Consider the following 25,645-nt stretch of genomic DNA (forward strand, 5'->3'; position numbering starts at 1 on the left):
TCTTATCTTATCATTTGAACTTATGCCATATGGCTCTGCAGATGTATAGCTCAATTGTAAGAATGGGTAAGGATTATGAGAAAGCGAAGCAAAAGATATGCCTGAATTTTTATATGATGGATCAAGAAAAAAATAGGACTGCAATATTTAAAGTCCTAACAAAATCATTTTAAAAAATAAAATCCCGTATTGCGCTGAGATAAAAGCTTAAACCATAAAAAACCACGCTAAAAAGCGTGGTTTTTTGAATCAGTTCAATCTAATTAAAATTAGATTTTACCTACTAGGTCGATTGAAGGAGCAAGAGTTGCATCGCCTTCTTTCCATTTAGCTGGGCAAACTTCGCCTGGGTGAGCGTGTACATACTGAGCTGCTTTAACTTTACGAAGAAGTTCTTGAGCGTCACGGCCGATACCACCAGCGTTGATTTCAACGATTTGGATTTTACCTTCTGGATCGATCACGAAAGTACCACGATCAGCAAGGCCGTCAGCTTCGATTAATACGTCAAAGTTTTTAGCAAGAGTCCAGTTTGCATCACCAACCATTACATACTGGATTTTTTTGATTTCTTCTGAAGAATCGTGCCAAGCTTTGTGAGTGAAATGCGTGTCAGTAGAAACTGAGTAGATTTCAACGCCTAGTTTTTGGAATTCAGCGTAGTTGTCAGCAAGGTCACCAAGTTCAGTCGGGCAAACGAAAGTGAAGTCAGCTGGGTAGAAGAATACAACAGACCATTTGCCTTTCAGGTCAGCTTCAGTAACTTCAATGAATTTGCCGTTTTGGAATGCAGTTGCTTTAAATGGTTTAACTTCAGTATTAATTAAGCTCATCATTGTCTCCATGATTGAGGTAGTCTTTGATTTTGAATAAGAGTATCGAAATTTTGGTTGATGCTAAAATGGTATTTTTACATTACAAACATCGGAAAAACCGAATTAAGTAAAAATGCGCCACTTCGGCAAAATCGCTTTGTTCATTCAGCAGCATCAAGATGATGGCCTGATGACAAAATTATCTCTTTTTCCTCGTGCTAGCAAACATGATGTTGAAACCAAAAAATTCAAGGGTGAATCAGGAAAAAAGCATGTTTTCCGCAAAATAATTTAAATATCAATTTCAAAATTAAACTGATGATTAAATCTACTCAGGAAAATTCAAGCGTGTCATATAGATATTTTGATAGGTTTATGGCGCTGAATTGAGGGAAATCAGGCAGCCAAAGCCAATTTGTCCGGCACTTAACAGAACTACGACTATCTGAAATCTAATGAACCAAGTAAAATAAACCTTTCCTGTTTTTTGATGTGGGTGTTTTCTCTGTGCAGAGTCATTTAAATGTAGATCAATGGATAATGGCGCGTGACCGTCACCGTTTAAATCGACTGAAAAAGGGGAAAGACGCAGATGCCAAGCAGTATCAGGAATTATTTGAAAAATCCAATCTGAAAGTACGGCAACGGCTTGAACGTCTTCCGAACATCAAGCTGAATCAGGATCTACCGGTTACTCAGTACACTGATAAGCTGATTGCCGCGATTCAAAAGCATCAGGTGATTATTGTGGCTGGCGAAACCGGTTCTGGTAAAACCACCCAGTTACCGCAAATTGCTATGCTGGCTGGATGTGGCCTGACCGGAATGATCGGACATACCCAGCCGCGTCGACTGGCAGCCCGTAGCGTATCACAGCGTATTGCCGAAGAAGTTGGCGAAAAACTCGGTGAATCAATTTCCTTTAAAGTACGTTTTACGGAACAGGGTTCACAAGACTCAATTGTGCGTTTGATGACTGACGGTATTTTACTGGCCGAACTGACGCATGACCGCTACCTGACCAAATATGACACGATTATTATTGATGAAGCGCATGAACGCTCACTGAATATCGACTTCATTATGGGTTATCTGAAGCAACTGTTGCCGCGTCGTCCCGATCTGAAAGTCATCATTACTTCTGCAACCCTGGATGTAAACCGTTTTAGCAGTTACTTCAATGGTGCACCAATTTTTGAAGTAGAAGGCCGCAGTTTCCCAGTCGAGCTACGTTATCGCCCGATCTCGGAAATGAGCATTGGCGGTAGTGATGATGACGAGTTTGATGACTTTGAAGAAAATCTGCCTCGCGCTGTGGTCAAAGCAGTCGAAGAATGCTTTCAGGATGCACAGGAAAAAGGCCATCCTGAACATGCCGACATCCTTATTTTTGCCAGTACTGAACAGGAAATTCGCGAGCTACAGGAAACCCTGATCAAACATGGGCCACGCCATACGGAAGTATTAACTTTATATGCGCGTCTGGCGCTGGCTGAACAGCAGAAAATCTTTAATCCTTCTGGTGGTGGGCGACGCATTATTATTGCCACCAACGTGGCAGAAACGGCTTTAACCGTTCCGAATATCCGTTATGTAATTGATAGCGGTTTTGCGCGTATTTCACGTTATAACTATCGTTCACGGGTGCAACGCCTGCCGATTGAAGCTGTTTCTCAGGCAGCCGCGAACCAACGTAAAGGTCGTTGTGGCCGTATAGCGCCGGGTGTCTGTATCCGTTTGTATAGCGAAGATGATTTTCTGAGCCGTCCTGAATTTACTGAACCGGAGATTAAACGGACCAACCTGGCATCGGTGATTTTGCAGATGCAAAGTCTGGGCTTGGGTTCACTGGAAGACTTCGATTTCATTGAGCCACCAGATCATCGTCTGGTAAATGATGGTCGTAAATTGCTGATTGAACTCGGGGCAATGAGTGAAAAGAAAGCGTCTCATTCTCAAGATAATTCCCCTGAAGTTACAGATGAAAAGCAATCTCAATCTGCAACTTCTGCCCCCTTAAAAAAAGGGGGAAATGTTAAGGTGGGAGATGCACTAACCAAAATTGGTCAGCAAATGGCGAAAATGCCGATCGATCCACGTCTGGCCCGCATGATTCTTGGTGGTGCACATTTTGGCGTGCTGAACGAAGTTCTGGTGATTGTGGCAGCGCTTGCAGTTCAGGATCCGCGTGAACGCCCTGCGGACAAGCAGATGCAGGCAGATCAGAAACATGCACTATTCCGTGAAGCTGATTCTGATTTCCTGTTCTATATCAAGCTCTGGGAGACGCTGCACAATAACCGCGAAAGCATGAGTGAAAATAAGCGCCGTACTTTTGCGCGTAATCACTTCCTGAGCTGGCTGCGTCTGCGTGAATGGAAGAAAACTCATGAGCAGCTGGTGGAGTTGGCTAAGGGTTTAAAACTGTCATTTAATGAAAAGAAAGCCAGTTATGAAAATCTGCACCGTGCCTTGTTGACCGGTCTCTTATCGTTTATCGCCAACAAGACCGATGAGCGTAATGTTTTTATGGCGGTGCGTCAGCAAAAAGCACGGATTTTCCCGGCTTCTACCTTGCACAAGACCAATACGCCGTGGGTGATGGCTTTTGAGATGGTGGAAACCTCTCAGGTATATTTACGTACCCTGGCCAAGATTGAGCCGGAATGGATTCTGCTGGCCGCGCGTGACCTGCTCAAGCATCATTATTTTGAACCGCACTGGTCGAAAAAAGCCGGTGTGGTGAATGCCTATGATCAGATTTCATTATTTGGTCTGATTATTGAGCCGAAACGCCCAATCAATTATGAAAAAGTAGATCAGGCGGCCGCACATGAAATTTTCTTGCGGGATGCTTTAACCACTGGGCATTTAGGCATTACTCCACCATTTTTAAAGCATAACTTGCTTAAACTGGAAGAAGTCGAGCGAGTAGAAGACAAATTACGCCGTCGTGATCTGGTGGTTGATGAAGAAACCATTTACCAGTTCTATGCCTCGAAAGTGCCGCCTGAAGTGGCTAGCCGGCGTAGTTTTGAAGACTGGCGTGCCACAGTAGAGCCTCAGAATCCGCGTTATTTATTTGTTGATGATGATGCGCTGTGGCTGAATGACCGTCCGACGACACAGCAATTCCCAGACTATTTGCAGAATGGTAGCCTGCATCTGGCTGCAACCTATCGTTTTGACCCGAGTCATGATGAAGATGGCGCGACAGTTAAAATTCCACTGCAAGCTTTGGCCCAGGTCGATGAAGGTATCTGGTCATGGGGAATTCCGGGATGGCGTCTGGATCTGATTGAAGCATTGCTAAAAGCTTTGCCGAAGGACAAGCGCCGTAATCTGGTGCCGATTCCGGATACTGCACGAAAACTCATGGCAAAAGTAGATGCGCAGGATTTACAGAAGCATATTTTTAGTTTTTTGGCATTCCAGTTGCGTGGTGATCAAATCACTGAGAAAGATTTCAGTTTTGACCGGGTCGATCAGTATCTGTTGCCATTTATTAAAGTGACTGATGAAAAAGGCCGTGTCATTGAACAGGGGCGTGATCTGGCGGAGCTGAAAGCACGCTGCCGCACTGAAACGCATAGTCCGGTTAAACAGCTTAAAGGTGAATTTAAAACCTTCCCGGAAAGTTTCGTATTTGAAGCCTCGCAAAAAGTCACCGGTGTCGTGGTCAAGCAGTATCAGGCGCTGGTTCCGACCAAAGCTTTTGCTGCCCTGGAGCAGAAAGATGAATCGGGTGTAGTGATCCAGACTTTTAATGATCAGGCTGAAGCGATCAAAAAACATCGTGAAGGGGTGATCCGACTGGTGCATATGCAACTCGGAGACTTGACTCGTCAGTTGAAAAAACAGATTTCCAAACCTCTGGCGCTGGCTTATTCGCCACTCGGTGATAAGGCACAACTGGAACAAATGTTAGTTTATGCCACACTACACATGTCCATAAATGAGCTGCCTGTCAATGCGCAAGAGTTCCAAAAGCTAGTTGAAGATGTAAAAAAATCTTTCCTGACTTATGGCCAAATTGCCCTGAAAGAGATCACGGATATTTACATCCAGTGGCAGGAAATTCGCCGGAAATTATTGGTTTTAGACCATTCTGTGTTTGAAAAAAATATCAATGATATTGAAGATCAGCTTGATTTAATGAGCCTTTCTGACTTTGTATATCGTAAACCTTCCGATGTGTGGAGCGAATTTCCACGTTATTTAAAAGCCTTGATATTGCGTTTAGAGCGCTTGCCCAATAATCTACAAAGGGACAATTCCGCCATTGACCAAATTGATCAATGGATGGAAAAATTATTCAAGTTTAAAGATGACCCTCGCCTGAAAGAATTGTATTTCATGGTCGAGGAGTTAAGAATCTCATTGTTTTCACAACCGATGAAAACAAAAGCACCCGTGTCTCCAACTCGCTTGCAAAAAGTATGGGATCGTCTTGGAATCAGTTAAGATATAGGTAATTCAGATAAGGAATTTTACATGGGCATCCGCATTACGGGTACGGGCTTATTCCATCCGGAACACGTCATCACCAATGAAGAATTAGTTGAAAGTTTAAATGCTTATGTGGAACTGTTTAATCACGAAAATGCTGACAAAATCGCTGCAGGCGAAGTTGAAGCGCGTCGTGGTTCTAGTGCAGACTTTATTGAAAAAGCATCTGGCGTACAACGCCGTTATGTCGTAGAAAAATCAGGTATTCTTGATCCAAAACGCTTACGTCCAAATTTACGTGAACGTGCAGATGATGAAATTTCACTGCAGGCAGAATGGGGCGTAATTGCAGCCAAACAGGCAATGGAAAATGCCGGTGTGACTGCCGAAGACATTGATATCGTGATTTTGTCATGCTCGAATTTGCAACGTGCTTATCCTGCTGTCGCCATCGAAATTCAGACTGCTTTAGGCATCAAAGGCTATGCCTATGACATGAATGTGGCCTGCTCGGCAGCAACATTTGGTCTGAAACAGGCTTATGATGCGATCAAAGCTGGCGCGCGCCGTGTGTTATTGGTGAATGTGGAAATTACTTCTGCACATACCGATTTCCGTTCACGTGATTGTCACTTTATTTTTGGTGATGTGGCAACCGCTTCAATTATTGAAAATACTGACAGCAAAACCGGTTTTGAAATTCTGGATTCTGAGTTGTTTACCCAGTTCTCGAATAACATCCGCAATAACTTTGGTTTCTTGAATACTTCTGAAAATGCTGACATTGACGACAAACGTTTCCGTCAGGATGGTCGTAAGGTATTTAAAGAAGTCTGTCCACTGGTTGCGAAAATGATTACTGCGCAACTGGAGAAGAACCAGATTGAGCCGACAGGTGTTAAACGCTTCTGGTTACACCAGGCCAATGCCAGTATGAATGAACTGATCCTGAAACTGGTGGTTGGTAAAGAAAATGCCAAACCTGGTCTGGTACCGATCATTCTGAACGAGTTTGCCAACACGTCTTCTGCCGGGGTGATCATTGCCTTGCATCGTACTGCACATGAAGTTGAAGATGGTGAATACGGCGTGTTGTGTTCATTTGGTGCGGGTTATTCAGTAGGTTCGATTCTGGTCCAAAAACGCGTGGCATAATCCGGAGTAGATAGGGAGCAGACAGCTTGCAGGTCAAACATGATGGGCAATGGATTAGACGCTTAAGTGCCTTATCCAAATTATATTTTACCCCTACCTTTTTAGGGGCTGAATATATTGATGCCAGTCGGCCTGCAATGTATGTCGGTAATCATTCCATGTACGGCATCTTTGATTCGCCGATGCTGATTGATTACCTCTATAACGAACATAAAGTGGCTGTGGTCAGCATTGCGGATCATAGCCATTTTTATGTGCCCTTATGGCGTGAAGCCGTGAAGAAGTTTGGGGCAGTTGATGGCATCCAGCATTATGTACGTGCTGTGATGCAGCAGGGTTATTCTATTCTGGTCTTTCCGGGAGGTGGACGCGAAGTACTCAAACGTCAGGGTGAACAGTATCAACTGATCTGGAAGCAACGCTACGGATTTTTAAAGCTGGCTCAGGAATTCAACTATGATATTGTCCCTTTTGCTGCGCTTGGTGGGGATGAAGTCTATGAGATTGGCTTTGATGCCAATAAGATCATCCAGCATAAATATTTTCAAAAACTCCTCAAAGTACCACAACTCAATAAATTATTACGTCAGGGCGATGTGATTCCATCTTTGCCTAAACGATTATTCCCAAAACGCCTGCCATTTTATTTTCAGTTTATGCCGCGACAATCGATTGCTCAGGTTCAGACTCAGGAAGAGCTGATTGCATTTCGACACAGCTTGCAGCAACATATTTATACCGGCTTGGCCGAGCTTAAGGCGCTACGTCAGCAAGACTAAAAAAGAAAAATTCTTCCTGTAAAATCTAGGCTATGATCTATTGAAATGTTCTATTTTTAGCAATGAGGATGCATGGACGGTTTTATAGTGCAAGTGATGCCATAATGTATTTTTAAGTGTTCACTGATTGGCGATCAAGGACTCAGCATGATCCAATATAAAAATAAGATGATTCTAAGATGACCGAGGTGTACGTATGGAACAGGAAAGCTTGGTAGCATCTTTAAGGTTATTGGCACAACAATGTTTACGGATTTCTCTGGAGCTCAACCAGCTTTATCTTGATCAGATGGCAATAATTGGTCATCTGAATGCACAAAATTTAATAAAAATTCAGCAGGATCAGCATCGGATTGAATTGCTGGATGGCCTGTTTTATATCCAGTTTTGTACTCCACGTGCATTAGACTCTGGAACTGCGCCTGCTTTGGTCGACAGTCATTTTTACTTCCAGAAGTACAAAGCAGAAGCGCTAGAGGAATTCTTTTTACAGGACATCTATTTCCTGACCGGGGATTTAAAACCGCAGCATTCGCTATATTTACGCGACAAAGCCAAACAGTTGCGTCAGCTTATCCTGGCTCAGGTTTATGCGTGGGTTAATGGCCCGGAACGGGTGTCCGAATTTTTGCGACAGATGTCGGTTGTTCAGGCTGAGATTATCGACCACCAGCTGATCAAGGCCGGGTTGTATACAACACCTATCATGCAAAACTTTGTTCAGAATGAACAAGAGATTCCACAGCAGATTCTTGAAAGCTTGCAACAGGCTTTTTCTTTGGAGTGCCTGCAGCAGGATGAATTCTTTTCGATCCAGTCATTGATGGATAGTCTGGATGAGTTCTGTTTTAGCGCCGCACAGTTTTTGCCTCCGGCGATGTTCCGGATTATGTCGCTGTCTTTTGAAGAGCGCTTTAATCTGCATGAATTGAAAGATCACACTGATGATATCTGTTTGCTATATCGGCATGCTGAGGAGCAAAGTAATCTGCTCGGTTTTGTCCGATTGATGAACCGGGACGTGTGGCATCGGGATGATTTATTATCCAAACGGAATTTCCTGGAAAATCATCCGTATTTATGGCAGAAAAAAGTAGCCCGATTGCCACTATTTGACTGTCATCGTGCCGTGAATTGGATCTTCAAGCAACCGGCCGAGGTACTGGACTGGATCAGTAATAATATCCAGCATAGCAGTGTGCGGGTCGCAGTAACGGCCCTAAGTTTTATAGACAGCCACCATATTCATCCACAGATTATTCTGGCGACTCTACAATATTTTCAATATGTCTCAGCGCGACTGTTTATTCATAGCATGCATGAATATGCAATCCAGCATGACTGGTTTCAGCATCAGTATAATCAGGCGGTGGTATTAAAAGGCACACGTCAATCAATTGAGGATCAACGGATTGCGATTAGTCCCTCAATTCTGTATCTGGACGAATGGATGGAGCTGCTGCGCAATGTGGTTAAAATGGATGATCAGCTGACTAAAAAGGTTTATCTGAACTTGAGCCGGATGATGCAGGCTTATATGCAGCATTTATATAAAATTACGGCGCATTTACCCGATGAGGTTCTGGTGTATATTCAGCCTCAAAGCCAGCAGAATCGTGATTTCTATAATGTTCTGCACCGCTATCGCATTCCTTTTACTGAGTTCAGGCAGCTGTTTTATTTGCAAAGCGGGCATGTACGTGAGTCGCTATTTGACAGTTATGTGCGTGACTATCTGGTAGAGTATTTTTCCAGCCATACAGAAATACCGAAAAATCTGAGCTGGACCAGTTTGTTTAATCAGGCGGTCGTCTGGCATGATCAGGTTCAAAAGCAGGAAATGATCGCCAAGCTGAAAAAACAGTTCGCACTGGTGAACTGGACACCAATCACTCAGGTTTCATTTTTACTGTATTTCAACTGGCGTTTTGAAGAACTTAAAACTTTGGATCGGATTTTAGAGGAATCTAAAATTTTCAGGAACTGTCTGGCGGCAAGCTATGCTCAGCAAATTTTGGAAGGGCAGTATGTGGCCTTTCGTATGTCTCATCCTGCTGTGCGCCTACCCTTGATCTTGGGGTGTCAATTAGTGAATGGACAGGTGATTTTTGATCAGCTGGAATATCCGAATAACCAGAAAGCAGAAGCTGAATACAGTAATATCGCCATGCATTTTATTAACTGGCTCAACTTGCAGGCCTGACAGTTCAATACAGCTTGTTTTCCTCCATGACGCTTAACTTTTCCGCTAAAAATCGTTAGGCTATAGCCGTTCTTTTACGGTATTGCTCTTATGAAACAGGAAACTGCCCTTAAGTTACTCAAAGCAGGAGAAAATGTCTTTTTAACCGGTTCTGCCGGTGCAGGAAAAACCTATACGCTGAATCAATATATTAATTATTTAAAGGCACGTAAGGTCGCCGTCGCGATTACCGCATCGACCGGTATTGCAGCCACACACATGAATGGTATGACTATTCATACCTGGGCAGGCATTGGCATTAAAGACTTTTTGTCTGAAGAAGACTTAAAGCGGATGAAAGAGCGCAAATACTTAAAAGAACATCTGGAAAATGCGCAAGTCCTGATTATTGACGAAATTTCAATGCTGCATGCCAAGCAGCTGAATCTGGTCAATCAGGTATTGAAATATTTCAAGGAAAGTGATGAAGCTTTCGGTGGTATTCAGGTGATTGTAGCAGGGGACTTTTTCCAGTTACCGCCAGTCGGTAAAAATGATGAGCGCAACCGCGACAAATTCTGCTTTATGTCGGATGCCTGGGTCGAAGCCAAGTTTCGCGTTTGCTACCTAACTGAGCAGCATCGTCAGGGCAATGATTATTTGAATGACATTCTGAATGCGATCCGTGCGCAGGCGATTAGCCATGAACACCGCACTGCTTTACAGGCCACGCGACATCAAGAAATTGGTGATACCTATACGCGCCTGTATACGCATAATATGGATGTGGACAGTATTAACTTTAAACATCTGAATGAAATTGACAATGATCCGCGCCAGTTTGATGCGCAGTGTGATGGCAATGAAAAGCTGATCGAGACTTTAAAATCGTCAGTGCGAGCGCCTGAAGCCTTAACCCTGAAAAAACATGCCAAAGTCATGTTTGTGAAAAACAACTTTGATATGGGTTATATCAACGGCAGTTTGGGCGAAGTGATCAGTTTTGAAGAAGATGATGAATATGGTGTGCTGCCTAAAGTCAAACTGACCGATGGCACTACATTGGTGGTTGAGCCTGAAACCTGGTCGGTAGACAATGAGGCCGGTAAAACCATTGCCAGTTTCCAGCAGATTCCATTGCGTCTGGCTTGGGCGATTACCATTCATAAATCACAAGGCATGACTTTGGAAGCCGCTGAAATTGATCTGAGTCATACCTTTGAAAAAGGCCAGGGCTATGTCGCCTTGTCCCGTTTAAAAAGCTTAAATGGCTTACGTTTAAAAGGCTTTAATGAACAGGCTTTGGAGCTCGATAGTCTGGCGATTAAAGCCGATCGCCGTTTTCAGGAACTTTCTGATGAAGCCGAAGCGAATTTCGAAAATGTCGATTTGACTGCGCAGCACAAAGCCTTTATCCGACATTGTGGCGGGACTTTGAATGAAGTTGAAATCCAGCGCAATGAGAAGAAAATTGCCAAGAATGCTGGAAAACAAAGCTATGCCACTGCAACGTTAGATGAAACGCGTGAACTGTTTGAAGAAGGCTATGAAATTGCCGATATCGCGACTGAACGTGGTTTGACTCCGGCAACCATCATCAATCATTTGGGACGTTTGCATAAAGAGCAGGGACTGGATATTTCAGTTGCCCATCCGGGTGAAGAGGTCGTGGAGCAGGTGCGCAAGATTTATAAACGCTTGACCAAGCGTCAAAATTCGGAACATTTTAATGATGACGGTTCTATTAAGCTGCGTCCGATTGTGGAATTGACTACGCCTAAAATGGCTTATGACCAGGTGCGTCTAGCACTACTATTTGTAGAGTAATCATCAAAATGATGTTTAAGAATTCTTAAGATGCACAGTTTATTCGTATACGGCACGCTTCGTCCGCAGCAACCCAATGCCCATGTGATGAACGGATTGGGGGAAGCTGGAAAGCCGGTTATATTCGTGGGCATTTGCAGCAGCGCGGTTGGGGTGCTGAGCTGGGCAGTCCGGGTATTCAGCTCAGTGATTCGGGAGAGACTGTTACCGGTTATGTATTCATATCCGAGAATCTCCCTAAATATTGGAATGAGCTGGATGTATTTGAAGGCGATGAATATCAACGTATTCCGGTTAAAGTATATTTGGAAAATGGTCAGATGGTAGAAAGTTTGGTCTATGCTTTGAAAGATTAGACTGGTAGGTGTCATTTATTGAATTTCTGATTTTTATCAGGTCACCGCTTTTAAAAATCATTCACTTTCCTTTGCTTGAATTTTGAAAGATCGAATTAATAAATATTCCGTTGATTTGATAGTATCTTCTGAGCAAGCCTGACGTACTGCGTTAGAGATTAGCGCAAGATAATCATCGGGCGATCTGCATATTTCCCGTTATATGATTATTTTTGAGAAATCTTTGCATACTGGTGAAGGGCGCTGATGATTTGAACATTATTGTGTACTAATCAATAAGGATAAAATCCCAGCCGCAATTAAAGGACCGACTGGAACACCGCGTAATACTGCTACACCTGCTACTGTGCCTAATAACAGTCCGGCCACTACATCTGGCTGAGTGGACATCAGCTTCACTCCACGTCCTCCCAGCCAAGCGACAAAGACCCCAATCGCGATTGCCAGCAAAGACTTCCAGCTCAGGAAAGATTTGAGAATACTTTCCCCTGAAATTTTGCCACTGGCAATTGGTGTCAGAACACCAATGGTCAGAATAATAATGCCGATATTTAAACCGTGCGCCTGCACATAAGGCAATAAACTGCTGAGAGGCGTGATTTTTAAAACAATTAACACCGCTGCAGCAATGGTAACGGCACTATTGTGACTGAAAATACCGCAAGCCAGTAAAACCAAAAGAACAATCAGATTCAAATCAAGTTGCGACATAAGCGGGAGAGAAAGAATGAAAAATAAAGCTATTGTAGAGCTTTTCAACGCATGATACCTAGAAAACAGCGTAAGAAACCAAATTCATGACTATTTCAGGATAGAATGCACAGGTCTTCACTCGATACAGGTATAAACAGATGCTATTGGAAAAAATGTTGCAGTCACAAGGTTTCGGCTCCCGCAAGCATTGTCAGCAACTGATTAAAAATGGTGCTGTTTCAATTCAAGATGAAGTGATTGACAATCCCAAACATAAACTGGATTTGAATCACTTAAATTTCGAGGTTTATGGGAAAAGTCAGACCTATCGGGAAAAAGTGTATATCGCCTTAAACAAACCACAGGGCTATGAATGTTCACATCAGGCGACACATCATTTTAGTGTGTTTGACCTGTTTGATGACATTCTGCTGAATCGGGGGATTCAGTGTGTGGGGCGTCTGGATCACGATACCACCGGACTGCTACTCCTGACTGATGATGGACAGTTCCTGCAAGCGCTCACCCATCCTAAAAAGCATGTCGCCAAAGTTTATCAGATGCAAACTGCGGATCCAGTCACGGATGAACAGATTCAGCAACTAGAACAAGGTGTCGAATTGAGAAATGAAAAAGGCATTTTTGCAGCTACTGAAGTGGCTCGTTTGGCTGAAAATCGTCTGCAAATGACCATTCATCAAGGTGTCTATCATCAGGTAAAACGCATGCTGGCTGCCGTAGGCAATAAAGTTGAACAGCTACATCGTGCACAGATTGGTGCTTTGGCCTTGCCTGAACTGGCTGAAGGGGAATGGCTGTATTTAAATGCTGAACAGGTGGCGCAGGCCAAATTCCGCTCGGAATAATAAATTTTTTATTCGCTTGAAATGTGATTAAAAAGTTCAGGACTTATTTCAGGAAACAGTGATAAGTCTGAAATTCATCATCCTTGATAAATCCCATGGATTCGTACAATTTATGCGATTGATAATTGTTTTTTTGGGTTTCCAGGGTGATTCTTAAGGCCTGTTCATGTTTGGCAAATAAAATCGCGGTATCAATCAGTTGTTTGGCTGCGCCCTGACGCCGAAAAACCGGGGTGATATAGACATCATCCAGAATATAATAGGTCGAGCAGGCCACCGAAGAAAAACCCAGATACAGGATAATAAAGCCGGTAAAAGTATCATCTTTGGTATTAATGAAAATGACGGTCTGTCCATCTTCAAAACGCTGTTTTAAAAATTGGTAAGAGAGTTCAGGATTGGAAGACGTACCATAAAACTGTCGATATTCATCAAATAATACCGCCAGCTGATTCAGGTCTGCTAACTGGGCGCGTCGTACGAGCATTGCATACTCCATGCTAATTTTTTATTGATTATCAGCATCAAGCATAGCGAAGTTTATGAGTGGCAGGCTTTAGAAATTGTTCGGAAATGCAACAATGTTAAATTTTGTCGCTTTCACCCAAAATGGCATTCAGCTCTTCAAATAAATCAAGATGATCATCATCCAATGCAATCTCCTGATCATCCAGCAGATTCAGGGCCGAACTGGAAAGCGCATTTTGCTCGGTTTTCGCTTCATTTTGTTTCAGCTTGCGCAGCCGGATCAGTTGTTCCAGATTGATATTCTGGTTTTCAATCGAGAAGGGGATGGATTTGGTAATCACCACCTGCTTGAAAAAAAGACGCACGGCCTGAGCTGGCGTAATCCCCAATTGCTTAAATACCGCAAAGGCTTGTTTCTTCTCTTGCGAGTCCAAGCGAATTTGATAAACTTCAGTTTTTCTCATAATATTTTTAAAGCTTTAAATTACTTAACTTTTCGCCTTTATTCTAATCAATTACGTTTGAAATTCAATCTTAAAGCGACCGATTTTAGAAAATAATCTGTAATGACAAGAGATTTACAGTGTCAATTCAAGGTGCGAGCTGAAATTCATGCTTTTCTGCGTGATCGGATCGACAAATTGAATATGTTTGGCCAATAAACTTAAAGGTGCTGAAAAATCATCTTCCGCTTTATGCGCTACTTGGGGGTAAAAGGGATCGTGCTGAATCGGAATACCCAGATGATTCAAGTGCACCCGTAATTGGTGCTGTTTGCCAGTATGCGGTTTCAGCTCATATTTAGCCCATTCTGTATTATGTTTCAGCAGGTCAATCACCGTCTCGCTATTCGGCGTTCCGTCTAGCACGTGCATGGTATAAAAGGGCTGTCCCTTTTCCATTCTTAATCGCGTGATCAATGGAAATTTTAAATCAGGGTGATAGGCCGCAATCGCATGATAGGTTTTCTGAACCTGACGTGTGGCAAACATCTGCTGATAGATTCCACGCGATTCCACGCATTTGGAAATCAGGACCACACCTGCCGTTTCACGATCCAGCCGGTGAATGGGCGTTAAATGCTCATTGCCGGTTTGTTTTTTAAGCCGAACCAATAGCGTTTCCTGCACATATTGTCCGGTCGGACTCATAGTCAAAAAATGCGGTTTATCGACCACCATGAAATGCTCATTTTCAAATAAAATCTGATGTTGAAAAGGAACATGCACTTCATGTGCCAAAAAGCGATAATAGTAACAATGGCTATTAGCCTGAAATGGACTTTCTGTGGTTAATTGATTGCCCTGAGCATCATAGACCAGACCTTCGTTGAAACGGGACTGCCATTCATCTGCTGTGATATGCGCGAATTGTGTGCATAAATAAGCAAAAACTGTCAGGGACGCATCCGGACTGGCTGGCAAAAATACTTTACTGGCACTGACCCCATTGAGCATGGGCGGGTTAAATTCAACAGTTGGTTGCATGGCAGGCAGATTAACCTCTTAAGGAACAGATGCTGTGAAAAAATACAGTTTCTCACACGGGTGAATAGGCTTTTAAAGCGTGGCGATGCTATCATATTTATTCTTTTGCATCATGTCGTGAGTAATATGCCTTATTCATTTAATGTCACTTTAAATCATGAAGACGATACCCAAAAACTAGCCAAGGTTCTGGCGGAGAATTTCCCTGCGGGGGTCGTGTATCTGATTGGTGACCTAGGGGCAGGAAAAACGACGTTAACACGTTATTATTTGCAACAGCTGGGTCATAAAGGTTCAGTGAAAAGTCCAACTTATACACTGGTCGAACCCTATCAAATTAATGGTCAGGATATTTTTCATTTTGACTTGTATCGTCTGAATGATCCGTATGAACTGGAACTGATGGGCATCCGGGATTACCTGGAAACACCGAATGCGCTATTTTTATTTGAATGGCCATCTAAAGGTGGTGATGAAATTCCGCAAGCTGACCTGATTATTGAAATTTTAAAATCTGAAGATGAACTTACCCGTACTGCAAGCCTGATTTCATCGAATCTTGCTTTACGAGAGGCTCTGGAGCGTCAATTTTCACATGTCGAATGATTTAAGTCTGCGCCGTATTCGTGCCCTTGATCCTGCACTTGCCAACCAGATTGCCGCAGGTGAGGTGATTGAACGTCCGGCTTCTGTGGTCAAGGAGTTACTGGAAAACTCGATTGATGCGGGGGCGACAGAGCTGATCATTCGGGTCGAACAGGGCGGCAGTACTTTAATTGAAATCATCGACAATGGACGCGGAATTCATCATGAGGATTTACCGCTGGCCGTGATGCGTCATGCCACCAGCAAAATCCAGAGTGCTGATGAGCTGTATGCAATCAGCAGTCTGGGCTTTCGTGGCGAGGCACTGGCGTCGATAGCAGCAGTTTCACGCCTGACCATGATCAGCAGTCAAAGTGACGAGGGCATCGGTTATCAGGTCGAAGTCAATGGTACGGCTTTTGATCATCAGGAAATTCAGGCTGTTGCAGCCTCGAAAGGGACGCATATCCGGGTTCAGGATTTGTTTTTTAATGTGCCTGCACGGCGTAAATTCCTGAAAAAACCGGGCACTGAATTTGGTCATATTGAAGAAATTGTACGCCGTATGGCACTGACGCATTTTGATATCCGGTTTGTGCTAGAACATAATGAAAGCATCAAGCTGAATTTACCCGTGGCGGATAGCGGCGCTTTGCGTTTCCAGCGCGTTCAACAGCTACTTGGCCGCCAGTTTACTGAAAATGCCTACTGGATAGATGCAGACAGTATCAATATGCGTTTATCTGGCTGGCTCGGTCATCCTTCGGATGCGCGTGCACAGGCGGATCTACAATATGTCTATGTGAATGGCCGGATTGTCAAAGACAAAACCATTTCCCATGCCTTGCGTATGGCCTATGACGGCATCTTGCATGGCCATCAGCATGCGGCTTATTTACTGTTTTTAGAAGTTGATCCGGAAAATGTTGATGTGAACGTCCATCCGACCAAGCATGAAATTCGCTTCCTGAATCAACGTGAAGTACATGAGTTTGTGCGGCATTATGCCAAGGAAACGCTGGCACAATTCCAGACCGCAACTGCAGATTTAGCCGAGGCAATGAAACAGGATGAGCAGCCTGGCTTGACGGCCCCGCAACCGCGTTATCAGGAACAGTTTAGCCTGCATCAGACTGCGCATTCTCAGCCACAGGTGGTGAGAACGACATCTGCCTTAAGTGAAAATGAAACTTCAGATGTGCTGACCGATTTTGCATCTTCAGGTCCACAAACAGTGCATTATTCCCAAGATTACCGTAAATCTTATTCTGGTTCACAGCAGCTGAATAATGCCTTGCAAAGTTATTTAGCACCGCTCAGAGAAAGTTCGGAAACCGAAATATTCAGCCCTGAGCAGTCTTTTCAGACACATGTGAACACCAAAGTTGATGAGCATCCCTTAGGTATTGCAATTGCCCAGTTACACGGCATTTATATTCTGGCGCAAAATACCGAAGGTCTGATTATTGTGGATATGCATGCGGCGCATGAGCGTATTGTCTTGCAGCAAATGAAATCGGCCTGGGATAAACCTGAATTCTGGACCTCACAACAATTGCTGATTCCAAAGGTCGTAAACATTAGCCGGATGCAGGCCATGCGGGTTGAAGAGCTGAAAGAGCAGTTGGCGCGTTTGGGTCTGGAAATTGATCAGTATGGTGATGAACAAATCATTGTACGTGGGGTGCCGGCTATTCTACACAAGGCCGATTTCGATGCCCTGATTCCTGAATTATTGAATGATTTAGATCCGGGGGATCAGGCACAAAGTCTATTGCAGAAGCGTGACCAGATTCTGGCAGGCATGGCCTGTCATGGTGCAGTGCGAGCGCATCGTATCCTGAGTTTGTCGGAAATGAATGCTTTATTACGTCAGATGGAACAAACCGAATTTGCCAGTCAATGTAATCATGGCCGTCCGACTTGGCGCGCCTTTCCATTGGCTCAACTAGATAAACTTTTTGCTCGAGGAGAGTAGTTTTACATGTCCAATCAATTGCCGGTCATCAATTTAATGGGGCCAACTGCAAGTGGTAAAACCGCTTTGGCATGTGAACTGTATGAGCAAGGGAAATTTGAGCTGATTTCAGTCGATTCTGCGCTAGTTTATCGGGGAATGGACATTGGTACAGCCAAGCCCTCCAAAGAAGAACTGGCGCGCTATCCGCATCATCTGATTGATATTATCAGTCCACTTGAAGTGTATTCTGCAGCCAACTTTGTCGAAGATGCTTGCCGCCTGATTGATGATATTCATGCACGTGGTAAAACCCCGATTCTGGTTGGCGGAACCATGCTGTATTTTAAGGCCTTACTTGAAGGCTTGTCAGATAATTTACCAAGTGCAGACTATGCTATCCGGGCTGAGATTGAGGCGAAAGGTGAGCGGGAGGGTTGGGAAGCGGTTTATGAAGAATTATGTGCAGTCGATCCGATTGCCGGTGAAAAATTCAAGGTCAGCGACAAGCAGCGCATTATTCGGGCCTTGGAAGTTTTTAAATTGACTGGTGAGCCGATTACAAAACTACAGGCAGAACAACCTAAAAACTTACCATATCGTTACAGTTTCCATAATTATGCGTTGATGCCAGATCGGTTAGAATTACATGGGCGTATTGAACAACGTCTGGAAATTATGTGGAAAAGCGGTTTTTTAAATGAAGTTGTGAATTTAATTGAAAAATACGATTTTAATGAAAATTTACCTTCCATGCGTTCAGTGGGTTATCGTCAGGCTATAGAATTCTTAAAAAATGCTGATAAAACCAAGGAAAAGCAACGGGAAATGGAGGATAAAGCTTTATTTGCGACACGACAACTTGCAAAACGTCAATATACGTGGTTAAGGTCTTTGCAAGAAAAGCATAAATTTACAACATATTTTACGCTACAGCAGGCTCAAGAAGACTTGCGAAACTGTCACGGATAAAGCAAAATTTAGGGACTATCTTTTTTATAATTTTTAATTGAAAAATAGAGATAGTTTTTGCGCTGATTTTTAATTTTTTTGGAGTTATAACATGTCTAAAGGTCAAACTTTACAAGATCCATTCTTGAATTCTCTCCGTAAGGAACGTATCCCAGTATCTATCTTCCTGGTAAACGGTATTAAATTACAAGGTCATATCGAATCTTTTGACCAATACGTGGTTTTATTAAAAAATACAGTAAGCCAAATGGTTTATAAGCATGCAATTTCAACTGTAGTACCTGCACGTAATCCACGTCCTGCTGGCGCGCCTGCTGGTCCACAAGGTGCGGGCTTCGGTGGTCAAGGTGCTGCAGGTGGCTTTGGTGGCGGTCAAGGTGCTGGCGGCTTCGGTGGTCAAGGTGGTTTTGGCGGTCAAGGCGGCGGCTTCGGTGGTCAAGGTGGCTTCGGCGGTCAAGGCGGTGGCTTTGGTGGTCAAGGCGGCTTCGGTGGTCAAGGTGCCGGCTTCGGTGGTCAAGGTGGCTTCGGTGGTCAAGGTGCTGGCTTTGGTGGTCAAGGCACTGGTTTTGACAACGACACTAAATTTGAAGACTCTTCAGACGATGAAAACAATCGTTAATCGAGTTTGAAAATTAAAAAACCTCTCTATATGAGAGGTTTTTTTATATCTGTACGTTTTAAGTTTTTTAAATAAAAAGCCAACGAGATGTCGTTGGCTTTTTAGGATTATGGTAAGGCTTAACGGTTACGTTTAGGATCCAGTTGAGGATCTTTGATTTCTACATAAGCATTATTGCGCGTTTCACGTAACCAGCTATCTAATTCGGCATCAAATTGACGTTCACCGAGCAATTGGCGAGCCATACGTTCCTGATATTCCTGTGTCATATCTTGTTGGCGTGTTTCACTCACTTGCAGAATATGCCAGCCAAACTGGGATTGAAATGGTTTACTGAACTGACCTACTGGGGTGCTTTTCATCTGCTGTTCAAATTCAGGTACCATTACCCCTGGGCTAACCCAGCCAAGACTTCCACCATCACGAGCCGAGCCAGTATCATTGGAGAACGTTGAAGCTAAAACAGTAAAATCTTCACCTTGTTTGAGGCGGTTATACAGACTATCAATCATTTGTTTGGCATTTTCAGGACTGACCACTTCAGACGGTTGAATCAGAATGTGTCGTGTTAAATATTGCGGAACAAGGGCTTTCTGTTCGCCACCTTTACGTTCCAAGAGCTTCAGAACATGTACACCATCAGCGACAGGAATCAGTTCAGAAGTTTGACCTGGTTGCAGGGTAGTCACGCGTGCAGCCAGTTCTGCTGGAATTTCTGACAGGTTTCTCACACCCATATCAGCAGCTTCGACTTTAACGCCGCCAGTGCTGTACTTTTTGCCGATCGCCTGAATGTCATTGCTGCTATTTAATTCTTGCTTTACCTGTGTTGCAATTTGTTCAGCATTTTCACCGCTTACCCGTAAATGCAGTACATGGACCTGACTGCCAAGCAAAGCTTGACCTTGCGGGGTATTTAGGAAGTTTTTAACATCTTGATCTGTAATTTGAATACGTGAAGTCACGATTTGTTGACGTAAACGATTCAGTGCTAAATCTTCAGCAATACGGTTGCGTAAAGAAGCATAGGTATTCGGCGCCATGGCATCCAGTTTCTGCTGGAATGCTTCCAGACTCGGTGAACCAGAATCACGGGCAACTTTCAGGACGGCTTCATTTAAAGCTTTTTCATCTGGACGAATGTTATAACGTTTAACTTGTTCAAGCTGTGCCTGACGAATAATCAGTTGCTCTAAAGCTTGTTGCTCAAGATATTGTTGTGGTGGAACTGCCTTTTTCTGTTTTTGCAGCTGATGTGAGATTTCGGCTACACCTTGAGCCAGGTCACTACGTAGAATGATACTATTGTCGACTACAGCTACAACTTCATCTTTAGGTTGGGCAACAGCAAAAGTCGTCATCGCTGAAGAAAGGCATAGCGCAAGTGCGGTTGCTTTAAAAATTTGTTTTAACTGTTTTGTCTTCATTAACGTTCTGTCCAAGTTTGATTGATATTGTTAAAACCTAGAATACGATTTTCTAGTAATGAGGTGAGTTTGCTGCTTAACCCACCTAAGCCTTTCAGGCTGACTTCGGCCATAATGGCGCGTTTGGCTTTGACGCTTGAATCATTAACGTCGTCTAAGTCATTGTAATATGAGCGACCGTAAACAGAAACTCCCCAACAGCATGACTCATAGTTCACGCCAAGTAAATATTCCCGTGCGACACTATTGTCGAGGTCAAACTGGGCATGTCCAACCAGACGCCAGTTGTTGGCAATCGGCTGGATAAATGAACCCACCACATGATCATAGCTCTTTTGACGGTTCGGAATATCTTTGCGATAGAAATAGCCTAGGTTATAAAGATTGCCTTGCTCACCGGTATAATAAACCTGCAAATCTCGTTGGGCATTCGATCCATTCGACATCCAGCTTGAGTTCAGATTAACGTGAACATTATTTGACAGCTGGCTGGTCAGTTGAATTACAGGGCCAGTATGACTTTCACGGTCGAATTCATCTGCATCATTTTCCAACGTTACACGGCGATCTTCAAAGAAAAAGCTCTGTCCAACGCTGGCACGCAGGCGCTCCAGACCTTCTTCATTAAATAGGCTATAGCTCAGACCTAAGGAGGCAAAGTTATTGTCTTCCAGGCGGTCATTACCATAAAAGCGACGCGCACTGAAAAGTTGATCATAATTAATCGAAGCGACGACTGAATCAAAGTTTGGCTGATTCTGCTGGTTCTCATAAGGTGAATACGCATAGAACAGACGAGGCGTTAAGGTCTGTAGATACGTACCTTCTTTTTCAAAAATTAAGCCGGTGTCCAGCGTGAATTGTGGCACCACAATTGAATTATTTTCACTAGACGCGCTACGGCTTTGGGTTTTTTCATCATAGAAAGTATTGATGTTGCGTACAGTCGCCTGAGGAATGAAGAATGACCACGGGGTAAAATGATTATAACGCACGGAAAAGTCATTATAGATCCGTGTACCACTTGGCTGATATACCTTCTCACCCGTTGGATCAGTATCGGCGAAATTTCTCAGGTCTTTCTGGAAATAAGCCGTATCGTTATTAAATTCAAGCTGTAATCCCAATGGATTGCCAGTTTTGTAATTGACTAAAAGCTGCGGCAGACGTGCATAAGGACGGTCTTCATCCAGTACAGTTGGATCTAGGGTCTGGAAATCTTCAACTTTGAATTGTGCCTTTAAGCCAGGAATACCATTTTTGTAATTGACTTCCCAGGCACGGCGTAAGTTCAGGTCAGTTTTAGAGTTCGGGTTGTTATCCAGATCGGCAAAGTAATCTTTGTCTGAAGCGTAGTTATATTCAAGGTTGGTGGAAAGCTGATTATTGATCTGCCAATTATGTAAAAAATGCAGGCTTTTACGATCTTCATCGCTATAGCTTTCATCGGAAGGCAGATAACCTCCCCAAATACGGCCTTCACCATAATTTTCAGTCAGATAGCGAAACTCACCGTCTAACATCACACCACGATCGCCAATATAACGCGGCGTAATTGTCGCATCATATTGCGGTGCCAAATTCAGGTAAACCGGAACACCCAGTTCCAGACCACCATCATTGGTAAAGCCAAATGTCGGCGTCAGAATACCGGTAGTGCGGCGGTCATCAATCGGGAAGTTGAAATAGGGAACTGCCAAGACCGGAACATCTTTAACATACAACTTGGTATTGCGGGTTTCACCACGTCCGGTTTCCTGGTTCAGCTTGATCTTTTCTGCTTGGATTTTCCAGGTTGGTTTTTGCTCAGGTGGACAGGTGGTATAGGTCGCATTTTCCAGTTCTACTGTCTCGGTCGAGGTTCTGGCGATCTTTTCTGCCCGACCATGCGCATGTTGCTGCTCGGCAATATAGAAGCTGTTATTTAGGTCGCCTTCTTGGGTCTTTAAATTATAATTAATATCATCACTTTGCGAGAGCAGGCCACCCTGAGCAAGTTGTACACGACCTTCTGCTTTGGCATAGGTTTGGGTTTGATCAATCGTTACGCGTTCAGCACGAATCTGGCGACCTTGCTGGTCAATGATGACATTGCCTTCTAAATAAGAGTCACCTGCTGGATTGTAGTGACCATAATCTGCAGTAATGGTGGATGTAGCCTGATCTGGCGCAACGGTTGCTGCATCTGGAGCAATCGGGGTCACCCAGGTGCCTTCACAATAAGCTGAACTTAAGTATTTTTCCTGCCGCTGCTGTGCCTCAGCTGAGGATTTGTCGACATAGTATTGCGAAAAGAATGCTTCACCTGGATAGGTCTCATTTATGCGCTGTTTGAGTTGTTCTGCATTTACATCGGACGAGACATTTGATGCAGCATAGCCGGAGGCTGAGCTGCCACATAAAAGGGTTAAGATCGCAGTCGCTAGAGGATTTATTTTAAAGTGATGCTTCATTTGTCTCATTAACCAATCATGCTTTTATCGCAATTAATTATTGTCGCATCATAGAGAAAAAGTTGATAAGTAGCTACACTTAGCACTTTAAAAACTCAGCCTGTATTAGAATTAATTGCAAATGAATACACAACGCGAACAATTGATACAATCTTGGATTGCCTCTGTACTCGGTTCAGATCAATTTGAAACTCATTTTTTAGCAGGTGATGCCAGCTTCCGTCGTTATGCACGAATCAAACTGAATAATAAAACATTTATGCTGATGGATGCACCACCAGAAAAAGAAGATTGTGTGCCTTTTGTGACGATAGATGAGTTTTTTGATGCACATGGCGTGCGTGTTCCACATATCGTGGCAAAAGACCTAGAAAATGGCTTTTTACTCCTCGAAGACTTGGGGGATGTGCTGCTGTCGAATCTGCTGAATGATGAGACTGTAGATGCCTATTATGAGCAAAGCTTTAAGCAGCTGATTCAGCTGCAATCGATTGCTGGAGAAGGGCATTTCCCGGCATATTCTTATGAAAAACTGATCTCAGAAATGGAATTGCTGACTGACTGGATGTTGCCAGCGTTAAAGGTTCAACCGACTGAATCAGAAAGCGCCTTGATCAAACGCACTTTTGCGATTCTGGCCAATGCCGCTTTGGCACAGCCACAGGTAATTGTACATCGGGACTTTCATAGCCGTAACCTGATGAAAATCGACAATGAAACCGAACTCGGTGTGATTGATTTTCAGGATGCCGTGATTGGTGCAGATACTTATGACCTGATCTCGATTACCCGTGATGCCTATGTACAGTGGAATGCCGACCGTGTGTATCGCTGGTTCAAAACTTTCTATAATCTGTTGCCAGTTTCTGCCAAAGAAGATCGTGATTTTGAACAGTTCAAGAAAGATGCCGACATGATGGCGATTCAGCGTCATATCAAGATCCTCGGTATTTTTGTGCGCTTATTTGAGCGTGATGGCAAGTCAGGTTATCTCAAGGACTTGCCACGTGTGATGTGGTATCTGCTTGAAGAATCTAAGGCTTATGCAGAACTAGAGCCATTCATGCAGTTTATGCGTGACAGAGTGATGCCTGCATTTGAAGCTAAATATGGCTCATATGAGGTGGCTGCCTGAATGAAAGCGATGATTTTGGCCGCAGGACTCGGTAATCGTATGCAGCCGCTAACGCTGCATACGCCAAAGCCTTTGCTGGAAGTTGGGGGCAAGCCCTTAATTGTCTGGCATATAGAGAAACTGGCTGCGATCGGTGTTACTGAAATTGTCATCAATACGGCTTGGCTCGGTGAAAAACTCGCAGAAGCTTTGGGCGATGGTTCACGATTTGGCATCAACATCCTTTGGTCACATGAGGGTGAAGGTCTGGAAACCGCTGGAGGAATCATTAATGCCTTGCCGCTACTCGGTGATGAACCTTTTATTCTGTTAAATGGTGATGTCTGGACCACGATGGATTTTGCTCCTTTACTGGATATTGATCTAAAGGATAATTTGGCGCATCTCGTACTTGTGCAGAACCCTGAACAACATCCTGAAGGTGATTTTACGCTTGCAGCCGGGAAAGCTTATACCTTTGATCAGCAAGTCGAAGGTGAAAACCTGACTTTTAGTGGTGTATCCGTGCTTGATCCAAAGATGTTCCAAGGCTTAGAGACTGGCAAGCGTCCTTTAGCGCCATTGCTAAAAGCGGCAATGCAGAATCAGCAGGTTGCCGCTTCTAAATTGGTAGGCATTTGGGTTGATGTGGGAACCCCGGAGCGTTTAACGGCACTGGATACAGCGATCCATGAAGGGAAGTTTGCTTAAGTGAATATTCGCTAAGCACTGCCTACTGTGCCAATATAGAGAAAACGGTATACTTCCACCTAACTTTTTCGAGCGTAGATTGTTTATGCACATGTTTTTTCAAGAACTAAAGCAGGGTAGCCAGGCTTTGGGTTTAGAGCTATCTGATGAAGCTTTAAATTTATTACTCAAGTATCAGGATGCTTTGGTGTTGTGGAACAAAGCATACAATTTGACTGCAATCCGTGATCCTAAAGAAATGCTGGTCAAGCATCTGCTCGACAGTTTAAGTATTTTAAAGGACTTGCCTGTAGGCAGACTGCTGGATATCGGTACAGGTGGCGGTATGCCGGGCATGATCATTGCTTTATGTCAGCCTGAGCGTGAATGTGTATTACTGGATTCTAACGGTAAAAAAATTCGTTTCCTCAAGCAGTTTATTGCTGACCTGAAACTTAAAAATGTTATTGCCGTGCAAACGCGTGTAGAAAACGAAGACAGCATCAATGAGCTGGGTCAATTTGATGTGATTACCAGTCGTGCCTTTGCATCATTAACAGACTTTGTCGATGCTTCTAAGCCATATATGCACGAACAAACGATTATTGCCTCAATGAAAGGCTTAATTCCTGAAGATGAAGTTGCTACTTTAAAAAATGAATTTAGTTGTGAGATTATTGAACTTAAAGTTCCGCGCTTAGACGAACAGCGTCATTTACTTCTATTAAAACGTATTTAAGATTTTTAAAGG

The 25,645-nt window shown here is 43.6% G+C and carries 21 protein-coding genes; 14 read left to right on the forward strand and 7 right to left on the reverse strand.

The window, feature by feature from the left end; all coding sequences use genetic code 11:
• Positions 1-269: 269 nt before the first annotated feature.
• Positions 270-833, reverse strand: coding sequence for an alkyl hydroperoxide reductase subunit C (gene ahpC / locus F890_RS06480; RefSeq protein ID WP_004278916.1), 564 nt, complete (start codon positions 831-833; stop codon positions 270-272).
• Between the two features lie 489 nt (positions 834-1,322).
• Here ahpC and F890_RS06485 point away from each other — a divergent pair, with 489 nt between their 5' ends.
• From F890_RS06485 to F890_RS06510, 6 genes are all read left to right on the forward strand, one after another.
• Positions 1,323-5,279, forward strand: a complete 3,957-nt coding sequence (locus F890_RS06485; protein WP_034618976.1) for a DUF3418 domain-containing protein — start codon at positions 1,323-1,325, stop codon at positions 5,277-5,279.
• A gap of 30 nt (positions 5,280-5,309) precedes the next feature.
• Entirely contained in the window at positions 5,310-6,419 is a 1,110-nt protein-coding gene (locus tag F890_RS06490; protein ID WP_004278914.1) for a beta-ketoacyl-ACP synthase III, read from the forward strand.
• 26 nt (positions 6,420-6,445) lie between these two features.
• Complete coding sequence (locus F890_RS06495; RefSeq protein WP_004278913.1) at positions 6,446-7,198, forward strand: 1-acyl-sn-glycerol-3-phosphate acyltransferase; 753 nt, start codon at positions 6,446-6,448, stop codon at positions 7,196-7,198.
• A 196-nt stretch (positions 7,199-7,394) separates the two neighbouring features.
• Positions 7,395-9,401 carry a hypothetical protein gene (locus F890_RS06500; RefSeq protein ID WP_004278912.1) on the forward strand — a complete coding sequence of 669 codons (2,007 nt, stop codon included), beginning with the start codon at positions 7,395-7,397 and terminating at the stop codon, positions 9,399-9,401.
• A gap of 90 nt (positions 9,402-9,491) precedes the next feature.
• Positions 9,492-11,207 carry an AAA family ATPase gene (locus F890_RS06505; protein ID WP_004278911.1) on the forward strand — a complete coding sequence of 572 codons (1,716 nt, stop codon included), beginning with the start codon at positions 9,492-9,494 and terminating at the stop codon, positions 11,205-11,207.
• A 134-nt stretch (positions 11,208-11,341) separates the two neighbouring features.
• Positions 11,342-11,563 (forward strand): gamma-glutamylcyclotransferase family protein, encoded by a 222-nt coding sequence (locus tag F890_RS06510; protein WP_017397823.1) that lies wholly within the window; start codon positions 11,342-11,344, stop codon positions 11,561-11,563.
• Between the two features lie 258 nt (positions 11,564-11,821).
• Here the strand turns inward: F890_RS06510 and F890_RS06515 are convergent, their stop codons facing one another.
• Positions 11,822-12,274 (reverse strand): DUF441 domain-containing protein, encoded by a 453-nt coding sequence (locus F890_RS06515; protein WP_004278909.1) that lies wholly within the window; start codon positions 12,272-12,274, stop codon positions 11,822-11,824.
• Between the two features lie 140 nt (positions 12,275-12,414).
• On the opposite strand from F890_RS06515, the gene F890_RS06520 reads away from it, so the two are divergent.
• Positions 12,415-13,122 carry a pseudouridine synthase gene (locus F890_RS06520; protein ID WP_004278908.1) on the forward strand — a complete coding sequence of 236 codons (708 nt, stop codon included), beginning with the start codon at positions 12,415-12,417 and terminating at the stop codon, positions 13,120-13,122.
• A gap of 43 nt (positions 13,123-13,165) precedes the next feature.
• Here F890_RS06520 and F890_RS06525 read toward each other — a convergent pair whose 3' ends face one another.
• From F890_RS06525 to F890_RS06535, 3 genes are all read right to left on the reverse strand, one after another.
• Positions 13,166-13,609, reverse strand: coding sequence for a GNAT family N-acetyltransferase (locus F890_RS06525; protein ID WP_005266191.1), 444 nt, complete (start codon positions 13,607-13,609; stop codon positions 13,166-13,168).
• A gap of 97 nt (positions 13,610-13,706) precedes the next feature.
• On the reverse strand, positions 13,707-14,054 hold the full coding sequence (locus F890_RS06530; protein WP_004278906.1) for a type II toxin-antitoxin system RelB/DinJ family antitoxin: 348 nt from the start codon (positions 14,052-14,054) through the stop codon (positions 13,707-13,709).
• A gap of 114 nt (positions 14,055-14,168) precedes the next feature.
• Entirely contained in the window at positions 14,169-15,077 is a 909-nt protein-coding gene (locus F890_RS06535; RefSeq protein ID WP_004278905.1) for a pseudouridine synthase, read from the reverse strand.
• Positions 15,078-15,203: 126 nt separating this feature from the next.
• Here F890_RS06535 and tsaE point away from each other — a divergent pair, with 126 nt between their 5' ends.
• The 4 genes from tsaE to hfq all read left to right on the forward strand — a co-directional run bounded on the left by tsaE (position 15,204) and on the right by hfq (position 19,210).
• The gene (gene tsaE / locus F890_RS06540; RefSeq protein ID WP_004645485.1) at positions 15,204-15,683 is read left to right on the forward strand and encodes a tRNA (adenosine(37)-N6)-threonylcarbamoyltransferase complex ATPase subunit type 1 TsaE; all 480 of its coding nucleotides are present in this window, start codon (positions 15,204-15,206) and stop codon (positions 15,681-15,683) included.
• Positions 15,673-17,640 (forward strand): DNA mismatch repair endonuclease MutL, encoded by a 1,968-nt coding sequence (gene mutL, locus F890_RS06545; protein WP_004278903.1) that lies wholly within the window; start codon positions 15,673-15,675, stop codon positions 17,638-17,640. Before tsaE ends, mutL begins: the two co-directional genes overlap by 11 nt.
• 6 nt (positions 17,641-17,646) lie before the next feature.
• Entirely contained in the window at positions 17,647-18,591 is a 945-nt protein-coding gene (miaA, locus tag F890_RS06550) for a tRNA (adenosine(37)-N6)-dimethylallyltransferase MiaA (protein WP_004278902.1), read from the forward strand.
• Between the two features lie 91 nt (positions 18,592-18,682).
• A complete protein-coding gene (gene hfq, locus F890_RS06555; RefSeq protein WP_004278899.1) occupies positions 18,683-19,210 on the forward strand; it encodes an RNA chaperone Hfq in 528 nt (175 codons plus the stop codon).
• A gap of 119 nt (positions 19,211-19,329) precedes the next feature.
• On the opposite strand, the gene F890_RS06560 is transcribed toward hfq, so the two are convergent.
• A complete protein-coding gene (locus F890_RS06560; protein WP_005103486.1) occupies positions 19,330-20,637 on the reverse strand; it encodes a peptidylprolyl isomerase in 1,308 nt (435 codons plus the stop codon).
• Complete coding sequence (locus F890_RS06565; protein ID WP_004278895.1) at positions 20,637-23,090, reverse strand: LPS-assembly protein LptD; 2,454 nt, start codon at positions 23,088-23,090, stop codon at positions 20,637-20,639. Before F890_RS06565 ends, F890_RS06560 begins: the two co-directional genes overlap by 1 nt.
• Positions 23,091-23,211: 121 nt before the next feature.
• Here F890_RS06565 and F890_RS06570 point away from each other — a divergent pair, with 121 nt between their 5' ends.
• The 3 genes from F890_RS06570 (at position 23,212) to rsmG (ending at position 25,633) form a co-directional block, all read left to right on the forward strand.
• A complete protein-coding gene (locus F890_RS06570; protein WP_005103483.1) occupies positions 23,212-24,225 on the forward strand; it encodes an aminoglycoside phosphotransferase family protein in 1,014 nt (337 codons plus the stop codon).
• Positions 24,226-24,915, forward strand: a complete 690-nt coding sequence (gene murU / locus F890_RS06575) for an N-acetylmuramate alpha-1-phosphate uridylyltransferase MurU (RefSeq protein ID WP_004278892.1) — start codon at positions 24,226-24,228, stop codon at positions 24,913-24,915. It abuts the gene before it with no gap.
• Positions 24,916-25,000: 85 nt separating this feature from the next.
• Positions 25,001-25,633 (forward strand): 16S rRNA (guanine(527)-N(7))-methyltransferase RsmG, encoded by a 633-nt coding sequence (gene rsmG, locus F890_RS06580; protein WP_004278890.1) that lies wholly within the window; start codon positions 25,001-25,003, stop codon positions 25,631-25,633.
• The last annotated feature ends 12 nt before the right edge of the window (positions 25,634-25,645 follow it).

It is taken from the genome of Acinetobacter sp. CIP 64.7 (assembly GCF_000369745.1).
Classification (GTDB): Bacteria; Pseudomonadota; Gammaproteobacteria; order Pseudomonadales; family Moraxellaceae; genus Acinetobacter; species Acinetobacter fasciculus.

Coding starts and splice junctions, on each gene's coding strand:
- hfq (WP_004278899.1), top strand. CDS start 18,683: ATGTCTAAAGGTCAAACTTTACAAGATCCATTCTTGAATTCTCTCCGT.
- F890_RS06530 (WP_004278906.1), bottom strand. CDS start 14,054: ATGAGAAAAACTGAAGTTTATCAAATTCGCTTGGACTCGCAAGAGAAG.
- rsmG (WP_004278890.1), top strand. CDS start 25,001: ATGCACATGTTTTTTCAAGAACTAAAGCAGGGTAGCCAGGCTTTGGGT.
- F890_RS06490 (WP_004278914.1), top strand. CDS start 5,310: ATGGGCATCCGCATTACGGGTACGGGCTTATTCCATCCGGAACACGTC.
- F890_RS06520 (WP_004278908.1), top strand. CDS start 12,415: ATGCTATTGGAAAAAATGTTGCAGTCACAAGGTTTCGGCTCCCGCAAG.
- miaA (WP_004278902.1), top strand. CDS start 17,647: ATGTCCAATCAATTGCCGGTCATCAATTTAATGGGGCCAACTGCAAGT.
- F890_RS06570 (WP_005103483.1), top strand. CDS start 23,212: ATGAATACACAACGCGAACAATTGATACAATCTTGGATTGCCTCTGTA.
- F890_RS06525 (WP_005266191.1), bottom strand. CDS start 13,609: ATGCTCGTACGACGCGCCCAGTTAGCAGACCTGAATCAGCTGGCGGTA.
- F890_RS06535 (WP_004278905.1), bottom strand. CDS start 15,077: ATGCAACCAACTGTTGAATTTAACCCGCCCATGCTCAATGGGGTCAGT.
- F890_RS06500 (WP_004278912.1), top strand. CDS start 7,395: ATGGAACAGGAAAGCTTGGTAGCATCTTTAAGGTTATTGGCACAACAA.
- mutL (WP_004278903.1), top strand. CDS start 15,673: ATGTCGAATGATTTAAGTCTGCGCCGTATTCGTGCCCTTGATCCTGCA.
- F890_RS06565 (WP_004278895.1), bottom strand. CDS start 23,090: ATGAAGCATCACTTTAAAATAAATCCTCTAGCGACTGCGATCTTAACC.
- tsaE (WP_004645485.1), top strand. CDS start 15,204: ATGCCTTATTCATTTAATGTCACTTTAAATCATGAAGACGATACCCAA.
- ahpC (WP_004278916.1), bottom strand. CDS start 833: ATGAGCTTAATTAATACTGAAGTTAAACCATTTAAAGCAACTGCATTC.
- murU (WP_004278892.1), top strand. CDS start 24,226: ATGAAAGCGATGATTTTGGCCGCAGGACTCGGTAATCGTATGCAGCCG.
- F890_RS06505 (WP_004278911.1), top strand. CDS start 9,492: ATGAAACAGGAAACTGCCCTTAAGTTACTCAAAGCAGGAGAAAATGTC.
- F890_RS06515 (WP_004278909.1), bottom strand. CDS start 12,274: ATGTCGCAACTTGATTTGAATCTGATTGTTCTTTTGGTTTTACTGGCT.
- F890_RS06560 (WP_005103486.1), bottom strand. CDS start 20,637: ATGAAGACAAAACAGTTAAAACAAATTTTTAAAGCAACCGCACTTGCG.